Genomic DNA, 18,624 nt, shown 5'->3' with positions numbered 1-18,624 from the left:
AAGCAACCCCCGGCGCACCGCTCACCCCGACTCCACCGTTGGCACCGCGGACGCTTGCGCCCCACCCGCGCCCGCGCGGCCCCGCCGGTGCGGGCGCGACGGCCGCGGGAGCCCTCGGGAACCTTTCCACCGCGTCAGTCGTCGTCCCGCTTGTAGCCGCGGAGGAGGAACCAGCCGGTGAGGACGCAGCCCAGAACCATCACGATCAGGACGACCCGGAGCAGGTAGCCCGTCCCCTGGTGCTGGGCGGCGGCGCCGGCGGCCTCGGTCAGCCAGGCGGCTGCGGGGTGGTGCTCCATGGTGTGGACTCCTTCGTTGCACTGCCCGTCCACGGTATCTCCGCCTAGGCTGGGTCCTGCCTCGGGGGCGCATTGGGACACTGACACACATGGGGGACCACATGTCCGACGACGGCCGCGAACAAGACGGGCAGGAGCACGTGCCGAGCCGGCAGCGCAGGCGCTTCCCGGAGATCTCCTCGCGCGCGTACGAGCACCCTGCCGACCGCTCCGCCCTGGTCGCGCTGCGCAAGCTGAGCGGCTTCGACACGGTGTTCAAGGCCCTCAGCGGCCTGCTGCCCGAGCGCAGTCTCCGGCTGCTGTTCCTGTCCGACTCCGTCCGCGTCTCCGACCAGCAGTTCGCACACCTGAACGACATGCTGCGGGACGCCTGCTACATCCTGGACCTGGAGAAGGTCCCGCCGATGTACGTGAACCAGGATCCCCAGCCCAACGCGATGTGCATCGGCCTGGACGAGCCGATCATCGTCGTCACCACGGGCCTGGTCGAGCTGCTCGACGAGGAGGAGATGCGGGCGGTCGTCGGCCACGAGGTGGGCCACGCCCTGTCCGGGCACGCCGTGTACCGCACGATCCTGCTGTTCCTGACGAGCCTGGCCATCCGGGTCGCCTGGATCCCGCTGGGCAACCTCGCGATCATGGCGATCGTCACCGGGCTGCGCGAGTGGTTCCGCAAGTCGGAGCTGTCGGCGGACCGGGCCGGTCTGCTCGTCGGCCAGGACCTGAAGGCCTCCATGCGGGGCCTGATGAAGATCGCGGGCGGCAACCACCTGCACCAGATGAACGTGGACGCGTTCCTCGAGCAGGCCGAGGAGTACGAGGCCGGGGGCGACCTGCGCGACTCCGTGCTGAAGATCCTCAACGTGCTGCCGCGTTCGCATCCCTTCACCACCGTGCGGGCGGCCGAGCTGAAGAAGTGGGCCGAGTCCCGCGACTACCAGCGGATCATGGACGGCCACTACCCCCGCCGCACCGAGGACAAGGACACTTCGGTCACCGACTCCTTCCGCGAGTCGGCGGCCCACTACGCCAGCCACGTCAAGAGCTCCAAGGACCCGCTGATGAAGCTGGTCAGCGATCTGGCGGGCGGCGCCGGCGACCTGGGCGACCGGGTGCGGCGCGGCTTCGGCGGCTTCACGGGATCGGCCCCGCCCCAGGACCGGGGCAAGGACGAGCGGTCCACCGACACCCCGCCCCGCGACGAGGACTGACCTTCCGAGCGAGCGCGGGCCGGTCCCGCGCGGCCACCGCCCGCGGCGGCGTCACACCTTCGGCTCGGCGCTGTGCGCCAGGGAGCCGCACAGGGCCGCCGCGGTGTCCGTGGCGTACGGGTCCGTGCCGGGCGGGCTGCCCGCCTTGGCCGTCTGGCCGGCCAGCAGTGGCTCGAAGCGCCCCGCGGAGTCCCCGGCGCAGGAGAGCGGGCCGGCCTGCACATAGGAGACGACGATCTGGACCTGGTGCAGCCGCAGGTCGTCCTGGGTGAAGCGGAACTGCAGCTCGCGCCGGACGGTGAAGAGCGACGCCGGAGCGTGCGCCGCGGAGCCGGCCGGCTTCAGCGCGTAGACGAAGGTGTGGTCCGCGCTGACCTCCAGGGTGGAGGAGTCGGTCTCGACGGCCTGGAGGCTGCCCTGCACCCGGATCTCGCGGTCGGCCAGCTCGGCCCGGGCCGGGTCGAAGCGGACGAGCCAGCCGGTGGGCGCGTGCCGGCCGTCGGCGGTGGGGCGGACGAAGCTCTGGTCGAACTGGTCGAGCTGACCGGGGTCGAGCAGCGCCCGCACCGGGCGGGTCTGGCCGCCGGTGAGCACCTCCGGGTAGAGGGAGGACGCGACGACGTACTCCTTCGCCACGGTCAGCGCGGCGACGACCTGGCTTTCGGCGAAGTGCGCGGTGCGCCGGACGACGGGCATCGGTACGCCCTCCGCGCCGATGGCGAACTGGGCGGCCGGGCTGTGCGTGTAGAGGTATTCGGGGTCGGCCGCGCCGGGCACCTTGCCCTGCGGGGCGAGCGGGATGACGGTCATCCGCAGCGGCTCCACGGGCCGCTGGGCCTGCGCGCTCTGGTAGGGGTGCCGTACTCCCATGTAGATCGCGGTGCCGAAGGCGACGACGATCAGCAGGACCAGCAGCAGCGCCTGCCGGGGCAGCCCTCGGCGCAGCGGCGGCCGGCGGCGCACGGCCGGGGTGTGGTCGGTCATCCGCTCACGCGCGGAGTACTCCTGGAGGTGGGCAGCCCGGACGAACGACTCGTCGAAGACGACGGATCGGTACTCGTCCTCCGCACCTCCCGGGACGCCCTCGGGTGTCCCCTCAGGTGGCTCGCCAGGCCCTCCCATATCTTCAGGGTAGGTCTCCGGAAGCCCTGGTAAACGCCCTGATGTGCGACAAGTTCTGACAGGTTCTCACCAGAACCGCCGCCTCGCCGTCAGGGCGTGCGCGGGACCGCGGGGACGGGTGGCTGGGAGTAGTCGGCGGAGGCGGAGGGTGCTGCGGCGCTGCCCTGCTCCAGGCCGGTCGAGGCGGGCGGCGGGACCTGCTCCCGGCTGCCCGAGGAGCCGCCCCGGTAGACCGCCGCGAAGGCCAGGGCGACCATGCCGATGCCCATGACGAGGGCGAGCACCCAGGCGACGGGGCGATGCCAGCGGACGTGCCTGCCGAAGGTCCCCGGGGCGCCGTGGCGGCCTTCGAGGACGTCGGGGTCGTCCAAGTCGCCGTAGGGGTGGTCGGGGCCGAGGCCGGGGCCGTACCCGTCCTCGTAGCGCTCGCCTCTCGCGTGGGCGCGGCGGGCCTCCGCCTCGGAGGCCTCGGCTCTGGCCTGCGCGGCGGCCAGGAGGCGTTCGACGGCGGTCGGCTCGTGAATCACGGCCGAGCGTACGAAGGCCTCGTCGAAGACCACGGAGGCGAACTCTTCGTCCGACACCCCGTGGTCGTGGTCGTCGTCGGGCTCCCAGCCGTCAGGGAACGGCGTGCCCCCCACATCCTCCGGCACGGATCCAGAGTAGACCTGAGGGGTCAATTTGGGCAGACGGTATGGAAATTCATCCAACTGCTGAGACGGCCCCGCTACGGGCCGGGCGGCGTCAGCGGCGGGTGTGGCCGTCCCCCGTGAGGATGTACTTCGTGCTGGTCAGCTCGGGCAGCCCCATCGGGCCGCGGGCGTGCAGCTTCTGGGTGGAGATGCCGATCTCGGCGCCGAAGCCGAACTGGCCGCCATCGGTGAAGCGGGTGGAGGCGTTGACGGCGACGGTCGTGGAGTCGACCAGCTGGGTGAAGCGGCGGGCGGCCTGCTGCGAGGTGGTGACGATCGCCTCGGTGTGCCCGGAGCTCCACAGCCGGATGTGCGCGACGGCCCGGTCCAGGGAGTCCACCACGGCGGCGGCGATGTCGTACGACAGGTACTCGGTCTCCCAGTCCTCCGGGGTGGCCTCGACGACCGTGGCCCGGGAGTCCTTGGCGTGGGCCATGACCCGCTCGTCGGCGTGCACGGTGACCCCGGCCTCGGCGAGCGCGTCCAGGGCGCGCGGCAGGAACTCGGCGGCGATGTCCTGGTGGACCAGCAGCGTCTCGGCGGCGTTGCAGACGCTGGGCCGCTGCGCCTTGGAGTTGATCAGGATGTCGACGGCCGTGTCGACGTCGGCCTGCGCGTCGACGTAGACGTGGCAGTTGCCGGTGCCGGTCTCGATCACCGGGACCGTGGACTCGTTCACCACCGTCCGAATCAGCGAGGCGCCGCCGCGCGGGATCAGCACGTCGACCAGGCCTCGGGCGCGCATCAGCTCGCGCACGCTCTCGCGGCTCTCGCCAGGGACCAGCTGCACGGCGTCGGCGGGCAGTCCCGCCCCGCCCACGGCGTCGCGGACGACCCGGACCAGGGCGGTGTTCGACTCGTAGGCGGAGGCCGAGCCGCGCAGCAGCACCGCGTTGCCCGACTTCAGGCAGAGGGCGGCGGCGTCCACGGTGACGTTCGGGCGGGCCTCGTAGATGATGCCGACCACGCCGAGCGGGACGCGGACCTGCCGCAGGTCGAGCCCGTTCGGCAGCGTGTTGCCGCGGACGACCTCGCCGACCGGGTCGGGCAGCGCCGCCACGTCCCGCACGTCGGCGGCGATGGCGCGCACCCGCTCGGGGGTGAGCGTGAGCCGGTCGACGATGGCCTCGCTGGTACCGGCCTCGCGGGCCTTGGCGACGTCCTTGGCGTTGGCCTCGAGGATCTCGCCGGTACGGACCTCCAGGGCGTCCGCGACGGCCAGCAGGGCGTCGTCCTTCGCCACCCGCGGCAGCGGCGCGAGGTCGGCGGCGGCGGCCTTGGCGCGGTACGCGGCCTGGGTGACCGGGGACATCGAGTCGTACGGCGAGAGCGTGGTCATGAGGGAAGGGTAGTGCGCCACGAGGGGCGGACACCGCTCATCCCACACCGCGAGACGGGGTCAAAAGGGGTGTACTCCGACCGGTGTCGCCGGCGGCGCTCCGTACCCCTCGGCGAGGCGCTGGTGGTAGGTCTCGCGGTCGATGACCTCGAGGCCGACGATCTCCCAGGGCGGCAGCCGGGCGCTCTGCCGGTGCTCACCCCACAGGCGCAGGGCGACGGCGGCCGCGTCGTGGAGGTCGCGGGCCTCCTCCCAGTAGCGGATCTCGGCGTGGTCGCCCGCGTACCGGCTGGTCAGCAGGAAGGGGTGGTCGTGAGCGAGCTGCTCGAGGCCGCGCCGCACCTCCTTCAGCGGGGCCTGGGCGCCGGAGACGCTGAGCGTGACGTGCCACAGCCGGGGCAGGTCCTGCGGTTCCTCGTAGCCCGCTCCGGCCGCCACGCTCGTCAGGCCACCGCGGGACGCCGCCGCCCCAGGGCGCACTCGTCTCACGACGTCCTCCTTCACGCAGCGCTCGCTCGCATCGCTGGCATCGCTCGTATCGCTGGTCCCGCTCATGCGGAATGCGTCCCTGCCTCAAAGTGGAGCAGGCCGCACGGCTCCATGGGGCGGTTTTACGGAACGTCCCCCACCTTCGGCACCCGGGTGGCCGGATGTTTCGGCGTATTACGGCTCCAGGAGCACCAGGTCGTCCCTGTGTACGACCTCGCGTTCGTACGCCGGTCCCAGCTCGCGGGCGAGTTCGCGGGTGGAGTGGCCGATCAGCCGGGGGATCTCCCTGGCGTCGAAGTTGACGAGGCCGCGGGCCACCGCGCGCCCCGCGCCGTCGCGCAGCTCGACCGGGTCGCCGGCGGTGAACTCGCCCTCCACGGCGGCGATCCCGGCGGGCAGCAGCGACTTGCGGCCCTCGACGACCGCGCGGACCGCACCGTCGTCGAGGGTGAGCGAGCCCTGCGGGGTGGAGGCGTGCTGCAACCACAGCAGCCGGTCGGCGGAGCGCTTGCCCGTGGGGTGGAAGTAGGTGCCGGTGTCGCGGCCGGACAGGGCGTCGGCGGCGTGGACGGCGCTGGTGAGCACCACGGGGATGCCGGCGGCGGCCGCGATCCGGGCCGCCTCCACCTTGGTGACCATGCCGCCGGTCCCGACGCCGGCCTTGCCCGCGCTGCCGATCTCGATGCCCTCCAGATCGCCGGGGCCCCGGACCTCCGCCAGCCGGGACGTGCCCGGCCTGCTCGGGTCGCCGTCGTAGAGGCCGTCCACGTCGGACAGCAGCACCAGCAGGTCGGCGCGGACCAGGTGGGCGACGAGCGCGGCGAGCCGGTCGTTGTCGCCGAAGCGGATCTCGTCGGTGGCGACGGTGTCGTTCTCGTTGACGACCGGGAGGGCGCCCATCGCGAGCAGCTTGTCGAGGGTGCGGGAGGCGTTGCGGTGGTGGGCGCGGCGGCTGGTGTCGTCGCCGGTCAGCAGGACCTGGCCGACGCGGATGCCGTAGCGGGCGAAGGAGGCGGTGTAGCGGGCCACGAGCAGGCCCTGGCCGACGCTGGCCGCGGCCTGCTGGCGGGCGAGGTCGCGGGGGCGGCGGCGCAGGCCCAGCGGGGCGAGGCCGGCGGCGATGGCACCGGAGGAGACGAGGACGATCTCCTTCTGTCCGCCGCCCGCGCGTCCCTCGCCGCCCTCGGCCGGGGCCGTTCGGGCACCACCCTCCTTGAGGCTCTTGCCGAGGACGTCCACGAGCGCGTCCACGCGGTCGGCGTCCAGGCCGCCCGACGCGGTGGTCAGCGACGAGGAACCCACCTTGACGACGATCCTGCGGGCCTCGCACACGGCTTGCCTTGCCCCAGTCACCTTGCCGCCTGCTCCCTCGCGTAGGTCGAACTGCCCATCCGAATCTACGCGAAGGGGGTGGTGCGCCGCGCATCCGTCCAGGCTACGGACATCGACCCTTCGGCGGGGCCGGATCGCCGTCAGGAAGGAGTCGCAACGGCGAACACGCTCTCGAGGCTCTGCCGGTGGGCGTCGCCGACGCAGAGTTGTATCACCGTGCCCGGAGAGCCTGTCGACGTCATTGCTGTCGTTGTAGACGATGCGTATGGAGCAACCCTGATCGGCCAACGACCTGACTTTCTGGGCGACCGCGTCCCTGTGCAGTGCGAAAAGCCACCATCCGCACCGTAGCGCCCGGCGCGCATGAGAGATTATCGAGGATGCTCACCACGATGGCTCCGGTCTTCTGCGGGAAGAAATAATATTCCCGGCGTCCACCTTTTCGCTCGTGAAACAGTTCTCATTCTTCTTCATCGCCGCCAGGTGGTTGAAGTAATCGCGGTAGGCGAGGTGGAGCGCGGTGTTCCCTACGACCGTGTATACGCTGTTCCAGCATTTCTCCGGATTGAGAGAGGTCTCATTCGTGGAAGTCTGGATCACCACGCCCTCCGCCTCTCCCGCGTTCCTGATGCGCGAGAAGGTGAGGAACTCATTATGGTTGATCATGCTGCTGCGACCTGTGGCAATGCAGGTGGCCCCTGCCGTAGAGATATGCACCCACGAGTCCTGGGACTTGTCCGGCACCCAACGCCGAGACAAGGCTCTGGGGCGCCCCGGACGACTTGAACTTGACGTCCAGGACCACACGCGTACGGCAACTCCGCGCGGTGGGCAGCGACGAGAGCGTCGGTGCGGTTCTGGTCCTTCAGCGCATAGAGCGCGGACCAGATCATCCGCCCGTTCTGCGTGTTGTTCATCGCGGCGATGATGTGGCTCTTCACTGCGCTCTGCTGCGCTGTTGAGGCCCAGGGGTTGTTCAACACCGCGCCGTACTGATCAGCGCGACCTGCTGGTCCGCCGTGGCGGGAGCGGCCGACACGGTCAGGCATCCGAACCTCTGTACGGACGCGAGGATCACGGCGGCCCTCGTTTCCTTGCGACGGAACGGGAATGCGTCCATGCCCACTCTGCTCGCTAGTGGGCATGGGCATGCAAAACCCGCCCGTCGAGGGGATTGTTCTACGAAATCCTGGAGACCACGCCGATCCGATAACGCTTTTCCCTTATGCCTGGCGTGGACATGAATCTACGAGAGCATGCACATGGCGCGTTCGACCCCATTTCCGAAAGGCATCACCGACGGCGGTGCCGCCACCCCCGCCAGGCCGACTCGATCATCTCGTCCAGGCCATGCCGGGCCGACCACCCCAGTTCGTCGCGAATGCGATCCGCCGCAGCCACCACGCGGGCCGGATCGCCGGCACGACGATCCGTCACCTCCGGGGTCACGCCCTCATTGCCGGTGATCTTGAGGATGCGGTCGACCATCTCCCGCACCGAACTTCCCTCACCACGGCCGATGTTCAGCGTGAGGGCCGTACCCCGTGGCGCCTCTTCGAGACGCCGCGCCGCCGCGAGGTGGGCGGAGGCGATGTCCTGCACATGGATGTAGTCGCGCACGCACGTGCCATCAGGCGTCGTGTAGTCGTCGCCGAAGACCCGTGGCGCCTCCCCCGCCTCCAGCCGCTCGAACACCATGGGGACGAGGTTGAAGACGCCGGTGTCGGACAGTTCGGGGGACGCCGCCCCGGCCACGTTGAAGTAGCGCAGGGACGCGCCGCTCATGCCGTACGCGGTGGCCGCCGCCTTGATCAGCCACTCCCCGATGAGCTTGCTCTCCCCGTACGGGCTCATGGGGGCACACGGCGTGTCCTCCGTGACGAGGTCCACATCGGGCATGCCGTAGACCGCCGCGGAGGAGGAGAACACGATCTTGGCGACGTCGGTCGCGGACATGGCTTCCAGAAGCGTCTGCAGACCGGTGACGTTCTCGCGGTAGTAGTGAAGTGGCCGCTCGACGGACTCGCCGACCTGCTTCTTGGCCGCGATGTGCACCACACCCGTCACGCCATGGTCGCGGATCACCCGCTCCAGCAGTTCACGGTCCAAGACGCTGCCGACAACGAGTGGCACCTCTTCCGGCACCCGGTCCGCACTGCCGGTGGACAGATCGTCGTACACGACCACGGACTCTCCGCCGTCGCGCAAGGCACGCACCACATGCGCGCCTATGTATCCGGCTCCACCCGTGACGAGCCAGCTCATCCTCATGCCTCCAAGGTCGTGGTCACTGCATGCAGAGACTCTTCTGCCCGCGCGAGAAAATCGAATCCGACAGATGGGACATAAGGCGAAAACGGTACGATTTCGCCGATCATGGGATCTCTCTCGTTTTTCTTACCGGGAGATTGAGAACGATCTGAAATCGGGCCACTCAGACACTGGTTACTCTCTGGACATCCGCAACCGCGCCAACGGAAACTTCACGTGAATCCTTTACCCTGAGGCGACGACACCCTCCAAGCCCACGGACTCCCGGAGCGCGGTCCAGCCTCGTGCGCACATGGTCAGTTCTCGGAACAGGTTGTAAGGATGCCCAGACTTTCCCTCGTTGTCCCTGTGTACAAGGTGCAGGGTTACCTACCCGAGTGTCTCGACTCCATACTCGGGCAGAGCTGCACGGACTTCGAGATCATCGCCGTCGACGACTGCTCTCCGGACGGATCGGGCGCCATTCTTGACGAATACGCGGAGAGGGACGCCCGTATTCATGTGATTCACCTCACTGAAAACGTGGGCCTGGGGCGTGCGCGCAACGCGGGACTGGAGAAAGCCCAGGGCGATTACGTCCTGTTTCTGGACAGTGACGACACGCTGTCCGACGGTGCGCTGGCCGCGATATCCGACCGTCTCGAGGCCGCGGGGGACCCCGAGATACTGGTCTACGACTACGCGCGCACCTACTGGGACGGCCAGGTCCGCCGCAATCAGCGAGGGGGCCTGCTCAAGGCCGAGGGCCCGGACGTTTTCCGCCTCGCCGACCGCCCGCAACTGCTCGACCTGCTCCAGATCGCCTGGAACAAGGCCTACCGCCGCGACTTCATCACTCGCACCGGCCTCACCTTCCCGCCCGGGTACTACGAGGACGCCCCCTGGACGTTCTGCGCGATGATCAGCGCCGAGCGAATAGCCGTACTGGACCGCGTCTGCCTGTACTACCGGCAGCGCCGCGAGGGCGGCAACATCCTCAAGACCGTCAGCCGCAAGCACTTCGACGTCTTCGACCAGTACGCCCGTGTCTTCGACTTCGTCGACGCGCATGAAGAACTCGACCAGTGGCGGGGGCCGTTGTTCCGCAAGATGGTCGACCACTACCTGACGGTGCTGGAGCGCCCGGGCCGTCTGCCGCAGAGCGCCAGGTCGGAGTTCTTCCGCCGCGCGGCCGCGGACTACCGCGCACGTGTGCCCAAGGGTTTCGCGCGGCCGGTCGGCCGACTCGGCCAGAAGTACGCGCTCCTGGAGCGCAACGCGTACGCGACCATGGCGAGCGCCACCGCCGCCACGAAGTTCCGGCGATCCGTCAGGGCCCGCGCCGGTACGGCGCTCAACCGGTCCAAGCGCAGCGCGATGGGCATCTTCTACCAGTCCCGGCTCCGGCTCCCGATCGACGGGAACCTCGCGCTGTTCTCCGCCTACTGGAGCCGCAGCGTCGCCTGCAATCCGGCCGCGATCGACGCCGAACTCGCCCGCCTGGCCCCGCAGATCCGCCGTGTGTGGGCCATCCGGCCGGACGCGGTGAGCCAGGTGCCCAAGGGCGTGGAAGTCGTCCCCGTCGGCTCGCGTGAGTACTGGACGGCCCTGGCGCGCGCCAAGTACCTCGTCAACAACGTCAACTTCGCGGACACCGTGGTGAAGAGGGAGGGCCAGATCCATCTGCAGACCCACCACGGGACGCCGCTGAAGACGATGGGCCTGGACCAGCAGAAGTACCCCGCCTCCACCAACATGAACTTCGCCAAGCTCCTCGAGCGATGCGACCGCTGGGACTACAGCCTCAGTTCCAACAGCTTCTCGACCGCCGTCTGGGAGCGGGTGTACCCCTGCTCTTTCACCTCCCTGGAGACCGGCTACCCGCGCAACGACATCCTCGTGAACGCCACGGTCGAGGACGTGCGCCGGGCGCGTGCCGCGCTGGGACTCGCCGACGGCGCCAAGGCCTTCCTATACATGCCCACCCACCGCGAGTACCAGCCGGGCTTCACCCCCGCACTCGACCTCGCCCGGCTCGCCGACGAACTCGGCCCCGACGTGACCCTGATGATGCGGGGTCACTACTTCTACGGCAGCTCGCCACACGTCGCCGAACTGCGCCGCAGCGGCCGGATCGTGGATGTCTCCGGGCACGCCCGGGTGGAGGAGCTGTACCTGGCCGCGGACGCGCTCATCACGGACTACTCCTCCGCGATGTTCGACTACGCCGTGCTCGACCGGCCGATCATCACCTACGCCCCGGACTGGGACATCTACTCCGCGGTCCGCGGCACGTACTTCAACCTGCTGGAGGAACCGCCCGGTGCGGTCGCCACCTCGCAGGCCGAACTGATCCGGCTGCTCGGCTCGGAGGAGTACAGCGGACCGGACGCCACCGAACGCCGTGCCGCGTTCCGCCGCCGCTTCTGCGAGTTCGACGACGGGCGCGCGGCCGAGCGAGTGGTGCGACGCGTCTTCCTCGGCGAGGAGAGACCTCTGCCGTTCGTCCCGTTCGCCGAACGATCTCACGCACCGACCCCCGACCAGGCGCTCGAACTGGTCGAGCGGGCCTGACCCCCGGAAGGAGCACACCAAAGCCATGGCCCCTCGGCTCAGTGTCATCGTCCCCATCTACAACGTCGAGCGCTACCTGCCCGCGTGCCTGGACTCGCTCGCTGCGCAGACCTTCCGGGACATCGAAGTCCTGATGGTCGACGACGGCTCCCCCGACGACTCCGCCTCCATAGCCGCGGCGTACGAGGCCCGCGACCCGCGTTTCAAGCTCATACGCAAGGAGAACGCCGGGCTCGGCGCGGCCCGCAACACCGGCATCGCCCACATGTCGGCCGAGGCGGAGTTCCTCACCTTCGTCGACAGTGACGACGTCATCCCGCCGGACGCCTACCGGCTGATGATCGCCAGCCTGGACGAGTCCGGCTCGGACTTCGCCACCGGCAACGTCTTCCACCTGAAGGGCGAGAAGTCGTGGCAGGTGCCGCTGCTGAAGATGCTCGCCGGTGAGGCCCGCAAGCGCACCCACATATCCCAGTACCCCAAGCTGATCGCCGACCGCATCGCCTGCAACAAGGTGTTCCGGCGCTCCTACTGGGAAGGGGAGGCCTTCGTCTTCCCCGAGGGCATCCTGCACGAGGACATCCCGGTCGTCCTGCCCGCGCACTACCGCGCCCAGGCCGTCGACATCATCGGTGAGCCGACGTACTTCTGGCGGCTGCGCGAGGGCGAGTCGGCGCCCTCGATCACCCAGCGCCGCAAGGAGCCCCAGGCCATCCGCGACCGGGTCACCGCGGTGAGCATGGTCAGCGACTACCTCGCGTCCCAGCCGGGCCCGGAGTTCGCCGAGTACAAGCGCCAGTACGACGACCGGGTGCTCCGCGACGACCTCAGGCTGTTCCTGCGGGTGGTGCCGGACGCGACGGCGGAGTTCCACGAAGCCTTCCTGGAAGCCACCAACCGCTACCTCGACATGGTGGACCCGAAAATCGTCATGGCACTGCCCACGGACCTGCGGGTTCAGTGGCTCCTGGTCCGCAAGCACGCCATGCCCGAGCTGATCGCCCTTCTGGCCTCCCAGCGCCGCAGGGAGCCGGTGGAGGTCTCCGGGACCTTCCGCAAGTACGCGAGCTTCCGCACGCTGGAGGAGAGCGGCTTCGAACTCCCCAAGGCAGCCCTGCGCATCGACGGCGACCTGGACCTGCGCGCCCCGCTGCGCTCGGTGACCTGGCAGGACGGCAAGCTGCTGCTGTCCGGCGACGCCTGGATCGACAAGGTCGACGTGTCGGCCAAGCGGAGCAGCATCAAGGTCGTTCAGCTCAAGCGCAACGGTTCGCGCCGCCGCATGTTCCTCCCCGCCAGGAACATCCACCGGCCGGAGTGCACTACCGACTCCGGGCAGCGACGGTACAACTACGACTGGGCGGGCTGGGAGCTTGCTCTCGACCCCGCCAAGCTGCGCAAGGGCGGCGCCTGGCAGGAAGGCCTCTGGCACGTCGGCATCAACGTCTACGCCTCCGGCCTGGTTCGGCGCAGTGGCGTCTGGGCCCGCGGGGGCTCGGCCGCGAACTTCCCGCCCTACCAGTGGCTGGACGAGGACTTCCGGCTGCTGCCGACCGTCGAGCGCGAGGCCTTCAAGCTGCGCGTCGAGAAGGTGCGCGCCCTGATCACCGACCGCCGGCTGGACGGTGACGCGGTGGAGATCAGCGGTGACATCCGCGTCCCGCTGAAGGACGGCGAGACGCTGGTGTTCCGCCTGCTCCATGCCAAGAGCGGCGAGGTGCGCAAGTACCCCGTCGAGGTGGCACAGCAGGACCGCAGGACGACCTTCCGCAGCCGTGTCCCGCTCACCGACGTGGCCCTCCTCGGCGACACCAGCGTCGACGACCAGGCCCAGCCGGAGCGCCGCCAGTGGAGCACCGCGCTGCTGGCCACCACCGAGGACGGCACCGAGCGCCGGTTCAGCAGTGTGATGCGGGAAGGACTCGAGGACCTCTCCTTCGACCTGCCCAGCTCCTTCGGCGAGGCGGGCGCCCACCGGGAGATCGCGCTCGTGTCCGGGCACAACGGCTATCTGAAGATCATCGGCCGGACGCGCCGCGCGGTGATCACCGGGATCGGCCTGGAGAACGGGCGGATCGTGGTGAAGGGCCGCAGCAGCCTCGCTCTCGCCGGAGCCGATCTGATCCTCAAGGCGAGCGCTCGCTTCGACGAGCGCAAGGCATCCGTCGACTGGTCCGAGGACGGCACGTTCACGACGGCCTTCGACCCGTCGGTGATGGGCGGATCCGGTCAGGTGCCTCTCAGGGCCGGCCGCTGGAACCTCATCCTGCGCACCTCGGACCCGGAGGTGCCGGACACCGCGTTCGTCATCGACCGTCTCGCGCTGCCCCAGTTCCCGCTGCACAGCGAACTGAACGGGCGCCGCTACTGGTTCGAGAACCGGTGGGGTGGCTTCCCGCAGCTCAACTGCCGGTCCGAGCTGAGCGACCTGGAGCGCGGCCCATACCGCCAGCTCCAGCTGCGCCGCGAGGTGTACGAGCCGGCCCGCGACCTGCCGCTGCGCGACCAGGTGTTCTTCCTCAGCTACAACGGCAAGCAGTACTCCGACAGTCCGCGCGCCATGCACGAGGAGCTGCTGCACCGCGGCAGCGACATGAAGTTCCTGTGGGCCGTGCGCGACGGCCAGGTGATCCTGCCGCCCACGGCGGACAAGGTCCGCATGTGGGGCCGCGAATGGTTCGAGGCGCTGGCCACGTCCCGGTACATCGTCACCAACGGGCATCTGCCCGAGTGGGCCGAGCGCCGGCCTGGTCAGGTCATCGTGCAGACCTGGCACGGCACGATGCTCAAGAAGATCGGCCATGACATCGAGACCCTGTACTTCGACCGCGAGTACCAGAACCGCCTGGCGCTCGAGGCGAAGAACTGGAGCCTGCTCGTCTCCTCCAACCGGTTCTCCACGCCGATCCTCAAGCGCGCCTTCTCCTACGACGGGGAGATACTCGAAGCCGGTTACCCGCGCAACGACTACCTCTACTCGCCCGACCGCGACAAGATCGCGGAGAAGGTGCGGAAGACGCTCGGCATCCCGAGCGGCAAGAAGGTCGTGCTGTACGCACCGACCTGGCGTGACGACCAGTCGCACAGCGCCGGCCAGTACCTGTTCGATCTGCGGATCGACCTGGACGACGCCCGTCGGCGTCTCGGCGACGACCATGTGCTGCTGATCCGCCGCCACTCCAACGTCGTCGACGCCGTGCCCGGCGCGGGCAACGGTTTCGTGTGGGACGTCTCGGAGTACCCGGACATCGCTGATCTGTACCTGGCCGCGGACATGCTGATCACGGACTACTCATCCGTGATGTTCGACTACGCCCATCTGAAGCGTCCCATGCTGTTCTTCACGTACGACCTTGAGCACTACCGGGACACGCTGCGTGGCTTCTACTTCGACTTCGAGAAGGACTCGCCCGGGCCGCTGATCGCCACGTCCGAGGAACTGGTGACGGCGATCCGCGACATCGACAGCGTGTCCGCCGAGTACGAGGACCGGTTCGCACGGTTCCACCATCTGTTCTGTGACCTCGACGACGGCCACGCCTCCCGGCGGGTCGTGGACCGGATGCTGGAGCAGGCCAAGGAAGAGTGATCGGCCGAACCGGCCGGGCGAAGGGCCCGGCCGGATGACAAGGGGTCCCGGCGGACGACTCCGCCGGGGCCCCTTGTTCGTGTCAGAGCGTGACCGTCTTGAAGGCCAGTTGTGCGGCCGTCGTGAAGTACGGGCGGATCTCCACCCGGGATGGTGCGGCGGGCTGCGGATCGGGGGCACCTCGCCGGGACCACCATGCGGCGCGGTTCGCACCGCCCTTGGCCGGCGCACTCGCCTCGCCCGCCGAACGCTCACGCACCGGACGCGGATACTTGAAGACCTTGAAGGGTTCCAGCACATCGGTGGCGAGCTTGCTCATCCGCACCGGGGCACCGTCGGCGGGCCGCAGCCAGAGATCCCAGATCTCCTCCTCGTGCCGGTGCTCCGCGGTCAGGGAGTCGAGCGGGACCTCACAGCCGAACCGGGTTCCCTCCGCCCAGGCGACAGGGAACAGCAGCACCCGCTTCTTGTCCTTCCGGTTGACCGCGGCGACTGCCGCTCCGGCGACGATCTCCTCACCGCTCCAGGAGTCGGCCTCGATACGGACGCTGTCGGACATGACTTCGAGTCCGGTCACCTCCGAGTACCGCGGCCGGACCCGGCTGCGCACCCGAAGGTGACCGGTCTGCTCCCTGAACGGCAGCAGCATCTCCAGTCCCTGTCCGCCCGGCTCGTGGCGCGGTGACACCAGGTCCGTCACGTCACAGTGACCCACCCGCAGCGCCTTCTCGTACCCCTCGCCCGACGCCAGGCCGAGTTCCCAGAGACCGTCAGCGAGGGTGCCACGCCGCGGGATCCTGGCCGTGCCGTGCACGAACGGCACATGGACGGGCTCCTTGGCGTTGCGCACATCGCGGCAGACGAGGCGCAGTCCGGCCGGCACCTCGTCCTCCGTCTCGCGGCGGGCGAGTTCGACCTGCACGTCACCGTCGGGCAGGACGGTGCAGTCGGCCGTCCCGGGGAGTGCGCGGACGACGTCGGACCGGGACAGCGCCTTGGCCACGATCGCCTCGAACCGCTCGGCACTGGGCCCTGGAGCGAACCGCTCGGCCGTCCGGCGTGCCTCACGGCCCATCTTGACGCGCCGGTCCTCGTCCTCGATCAGCTCGTTGATCGCGGCCGCCATGGCCTCGGTGTCGTCGAGGGGGACGAGAAGGCCGTCGGTGCCGGAAGTGAGGATGTTGCGCGGACCGTGGTCGCAGTCCATGCTGACCACCGGCAACCCTCGGGTCATCGCCTCCACCGTCACATTGCCGAAAGGCTCGCGCAGCGAGGGCAGCACGAAGATCGAACCCTTGGCGAACTCGGCGGTGACCGGAAACGCGGGCCCCATCAGGTGAACGTGGTTGTAGAGACTCCGCTCGTGGATCCGGCGCCGCAGAGCCGCTTCCTCGACGCCACTGCCGTAGATCCGCAGCCGCCAGTCCGGATGCCGTTCCACCACGGTCGCGAAGGCGTCGATCAAACCGTGGAAGTTCTTGTGGGGCTTGAGGACGCCGGCGGTGACCACCACCTTGCTGCTGCCGTCGGAGACCCGGCCGCCGGGATCCGGAATACAGTTCGGCATGACGCTGATCCGGTCACGGACGTTCGGGACCAGCCCGCCGAGGTTGTCGCGTTCCTCGGGCGAGAGCACGGTGATGGCGTCGAGCCTTCGGTAGGCGTCGCCGAAGAGCGGCCCCTGTATCTGCTCCTCATAGATACCGGGCATGGAGTGCTCTTGCGCGATCTTCATGTACCGGCCCCGCGCCGCGGCCAGCAGCACGGTGATCCGAGGGTTGGAACTCACCACCACGTCGGCGTCCGTGCCGTCGAGATACGCCAGGAGCCGCTTCTCGGCGAGCCTGCTGACCAGCGGCTTCTGCTCGGTCTTCGGATATGGGTAGCGCGCCGGAAACTCGTGGGCCAGCGGGTCGTCACCGTCGTAGGACGCGGAGTGCTTCCGCAGGTCGGTGAGGGCGCGTACGCGCACGCGGCCGTCGAGCGGAAAGTACGACTCGTCCCGCACCTTCCGCAGGGCCACGATCTCCACCTGGTGCTTCTCGGCGAGCGCACCGGCAAGGTTCTGCGTCGCCGTCACCACACCCCCCATGTGGCAGAGATCGCGGACCAGAAATGCAATTTTCACTACGAGCTTCCTCCCCCAGGTGGCGCGTTCCCCGACGCGCCATACCGGTTGTTCGGCTCGTTAGAGCGACGACCGCTGCGAGAAGTTGCGCAAGCTTATGGTCACAGTTGAGACACGACCGTCAGAACGGCTCGAAGCCGTCGAACTCCCGCTCCGCCTCGTCCCGTTGGGCCTCCCGGTCCCGGCGGCGCTGGGCGGCCGGACGCGGCGCCTCGAAGCGATGGTCCTCCCCGCGGCGGCCGAGCATCTCCGCGCCCGCCGTGACCGACGGCTCCCAGTCGAAGACGACCGCGTTGTCCTCGGGTCCGATGGCGACGCCGTCGCCGCCCCGAGCGCCCGCCTTCATCAACGCCTCCTCGACACCGAGGCGGTTGAGCCGGTCGGCGAGGTAACCGACCGCCTCGTCGTTGTTGAAGTCGGTCTGGCGCACCCAGCGTTCGGGCTTCTCACCGCGGACGCGGAAGAGGCCGTCGTCCTCGTGGGTGACGGAGAAGCCGGCGTCGTCGACCGCCTTCGGGCGGATGACGATCCGGGTCGCCTCCTCCTTCGGACGGGCGGCACGCGCCTTCGCGACCAGGTCGGCGAGCGCGTAGGACAGCTCCTTGAGCCCGATGTGCGCGACCGCCGACACCTCGAAGACGCGGTAGCCGCGCGCCTCCAGGTCGGGGCGGACCATCTCGGCGAGGTCCTTGCCGTCGGGCACGTCGGTCTTGTTCAGGACGACGATGCGGGGGCGGTTGCCGAGGCCGCCGTACTGCCGCAGCTCCTCCTCGATGACGTCGAGGTCGGAGACCGGGTCGCGGTCGGACTCCAGCGTCGCCGTGTCCAGTACGTGCACGAGCACGCTGCACCGCTCCACATGGCGCAGGAACTCCAGGCCCAGCCCCCTGCCCTGGCTGGCGCCGGGGATGAGGCCCGGCACGTCGGCGACGGTGTAGACGGTCGAACCGGCCGTCACCACGCCCAGGTTGGGCACGAGGGTGGTGAAGGGGTAGTCGGCGATCTTCGGCTTGGCCGCGGAGAGAACGGAGATGAGGGAGGACTTGCCGGCACTCGGGTACCCGACCAGCGCCACGTCGGCGACGGTCTTCAGCTCCAGGACGATGTCCTGGAGGTCCCCCGGCTCGCCGAGCAGCGCGAAGCCGGGCGCCTTGCGCCGGGCGGAGGCCAGCGCCGCGTTGCCCAGGCCGCCCCGGCCGCCCTGCGCGGCGACGAAGGAGGTGCCGTGGCCGACCAGGTCGGCGAGCACGTTGCCCTGCTTGTCCAGGACCACCGTGCCGTCCGGCACCGCCAGCACCAGGTCCTCGCCGTCCTTGCCGGAGCGGTTGCCGCCCTCGCCGGGCTTGCCGTTGGTGGCCTTGCGGTGCGGGGAGTGGTGGTACTCGAGCAGCGTCGTGACGGACTGGTCGACGGTGAGGATCACGTCGCCGCCGCGCCCGCCGTTGCCGCCGTCCGGGCCGCCCAGCGGCTTGAACTTCTCACGGTGCACGGAGGCACAGCCGTGGCCTCCGTTACCCGCGGCGACGTGCAGTTCGACGCGGTCCACGAAGGTGGTCATGGTGTGTGCCTCCAGCACTGAGCAAACGTACGAATCTGGTT

Annotated in this window: 13 protein-coding genes; 3 read left to right on the top strand and 10 right to left on the bottom strand. The window is 69.3% G+C overall.

The window, feature by feature from the left end; translation table 11 throughout:
• Positions 1–134 precede the first annotated feature (134 nt).
• Positions 135–299 (bottom strand): hypothetical protein, encoded by a 165-nt coding sequence (locus ABZ818_RS00545; protein WP_361408548.1) that lies wholly within the window; start codon positions 297–299, stop codon positions 135–137.
• An 89-nt stretch (positions 300–388) separates the two neighbouring features.
• Between ABZ818_RS00545 and ABZ818_RS00540 the strand changes: the two genes are divergently transcribed.
• The gene (locus ABZ818_RS00540; RefSeq protein ID WP_361408545.1) at positions 389–1,510 is read left to right on the top strand and encodes a M48 family metallopeptidase; all 1,122 of its coding nucleotides are present in this window, start codon (positions 389–391) and stop codon (positions 1,508–1,510) included.
• A gap of 51 nt (positions 1,511–1,561) precedes the next feature.
• On the opposite strand, the gene ABZ818_RS00535 is transcribed toward ABZ818_RS00540, so the two are convergent.
• The 7 genes from ABZ818_RS00535 to galE form a co-directional block, all read right to left on the bottom strand.
• A complete protein-coding gene (locus ABZ818_RS00535; RefSeq protein WP_361408542.1) occupies positions 1,562–2,632 on the bottom strand; it encodes a hypothetical protein in 1,071 nt (356 codons plus the stop codon).
• An 89-nt stretch (positions 2,633–2,721) separates the two neighbouring features.
• On the bottom strand, positions 2,722–3,285 hold the full coding sequence (locus ABZ818_RS00530) for a hypothetical protein (protein ID WP_361408539.1): 564 nt from the start codon (positions 3,283–3,285) through the stop codon (positions 2,722–2,724).
• A gap of 91 nt (positions 3,286–3,376) precedes the next feature.
• Positions 3,377–4,663 carry a glutamate-5-semialdehyde dehydrogenase gene (locus ABZ818_RS00525; protein WP_361408536.1) on the bottom strand — a complete coding sequence of 429 codons (1,287 nt, stop codon included), beginning with the start codon at positions 4,661–4,663 and terminating at the stop codon, positions 3,377–3,379.
• 60 nt (positions 4,664–4,723) lie between these two features.
• On the bottom strand, positions 4,724–5,152 hold the full coding sequence (locus tag ABZ818_RS00520) for a hypothetical protein (protein ID WP_361408533.1): 429 nt from the start codon (positions 5,150–5,152) through the stop codon (positions 4,724–4,726).
• Positions 5,153–5,326: 174 nt separating this feature from the next.
• The gene (gene proB, locus ABZ818_RS00515; RefSeq protein WP_361408530.1) at positions 5,327–6,505 is read right to left on the bottom strand and encodes a glutamate 5-kinase; all 1,179 of its coding nucleotides are present in this window, start codon (positions 6,503–6,505) and stop codon (positions 5,327–5,329) included.
• A gap of 363 nt (positions 6,506–6,868) precedes the next feature.
• Positions 6,869–7,150, bottom strand: a complete 282-nt coding sequence (locus tag ABZ818_RS00510; RefSeq protein ID WP_361408527.1) for a hypothetical protein — start codon at positions 7,148–7,150, stop codon at positions 6,869–6,871.
• A 627-nt stretch (positions 7,151–7,777) separates the two neighbouring features.
• Positions 7,778–8,749: a UDP-glucose 4-epimerase GalE gene (gene galE / locus ABZ818_RS00505; RefSeq protein WP_361408524.1), complete on the bottom strand. Its 972-nt coding sequence runs from the start codon at positions 8,747–8,749 to the stop codon at positions 7,778–7,780.
• A gap of 327 nt (positions 8,750–9,076) precedes the next feature.
• Between galE and ABZ818_RS00500 the strand changes: the two genes are divergently transcribed.
• A complete protein-coding gene (locus ABZ818_RS00500) occupies positions 9,077–11,308 on the top strand; it encodes a bifunctional glycosyltransferase family 2 protein/CDP-glycerol:glycerophosphate glycerophosphotransferase (protein ID WP_361408521.1) in 2,232 nt (743 codons plus the stop codon).
• A 25-nt stretch (positions 11,309–11,333) separates the two neighbouring features.
• Positions 11,334–14,897 carry a CDP-glycerol glycerophosphotransferase family protein gene (locus ABZ818_RS00495; protein ID WP_361408518.1) on the top strand — a complete coding sequence of 1,188 codons (3,564 nt, stop codon included), beginning with the start codon at positions 11,334–11,336 and terminating at the stop codon, positions 14,895–14,897.
• Positions 14,898–14,979: 82 nt separating this feature from the next.
• On the opposite strand, the gene ABZ818_RS00490 is transcribed toward ABZ818_RS00495, so the two are convergent.
• Both ABZ818_RS00490 and obgE read right to left on the bottom strand, forming a co-directional pair.
• Entirely contained in the window at positions 14,980–17,025 is a 2,046-nt protein-coding gene (locus ABZ818_RS00490; RefSeq protein WP_361408515.1) for a glycosyltransferase, read from the bottom strand.
• Positions 17,026–17,146: 121 nt separating this feature from the next.
• Complete coding sequence (gene obgE / locus ABZ818_RS00485) at positions 17,147–18,583, bottom strand: GTPase ObgE (RefSeq protein WP_361408512.1); 1,437 nt, start codon at positions 18,581–18,583, stop codon at positions 17,147–17,149.
• Positions 18,584–18,624 lie beyond the last annotated feature (41 nt).

The organism is Streptomyces sp. NPDC047453, from assembly GCF_040643155.1.
GTDB lineage: Bacteria > Actinomycetota > Actinomycetes > Streptomycetales > Streptomycetaceae > Streptomyces.
This window is presented reverse-complemented; position numbering and strand designations above follow the sequence as displayed.

Excerpts from the sequence above, each read along its gene's own strand:
- ABZ818_RS00540 (WP_361408545.1), top strand. The coding sequence starts at position 389 with ATGGGGGACCACATGTCCGACGACGGCCGCGAACAAGACGGGCAGGAG.
- ABZ818_RS00495 (WP_361408518.1), top strand. The coding sequence starts at position 11,334 with ATGGCCCCTCGGCTCAGTGTCATCGTCCCCATCTACAACGTCGAGCGC.
- ABZ818_RS00535 (WP_361408542.1), bottom strand. The coding sequence starts at position 2,632 with ATGGGAGGGCCTGGCGAGCCACCTGAGGGGACACCCGAGGGCGTCCCG.
- ABZ818_RS00500 (WP_361408521.1), top strand. The coding sequence starts at position 9,077 with ATGCCCAGACTTTCCCTCGTTGTCCCTGTGTACAAGGTGCAGGGTTAC.
- ABZ818_RS00510 (WP_361408527.1), bottom strand. The coding sequence starts at position 7,150 with ATGATCAACCATAATGAGTTCCTCACCTTCTCGCGCATCAGGAACGCG.
- ABZ818_RS00525 (WP_361408536.1), bottom strand. The coding sequence starts at position 4,663 with ATGACCACGCTCTCGCCGTACGACTCGATGTCCCCGGTCACCCAGGCC.
- galE (WP_361408524.1), bottom strand. The coding sequence starts at position 8,749 with ATGAGCTGGCTCGTCACGGGTGGAGCCGGATACATAGGCGCGCATGTG.
- obgE (WP_361408512.1), bottom strand. The coding sequence starts at position 18,583 with ATGACCACCTTCGTGGACCGCGTCGAACTGCACGTCGCCGCGGGTAAC.
- ABZ818_RS00545 (WP_361408548.1), bottom strand. The coding sequence starts at position 299 with ATGGAGCACCACCCCGCAGCCGCCTGGCTGACCGAGGCCGCCGGCGCC.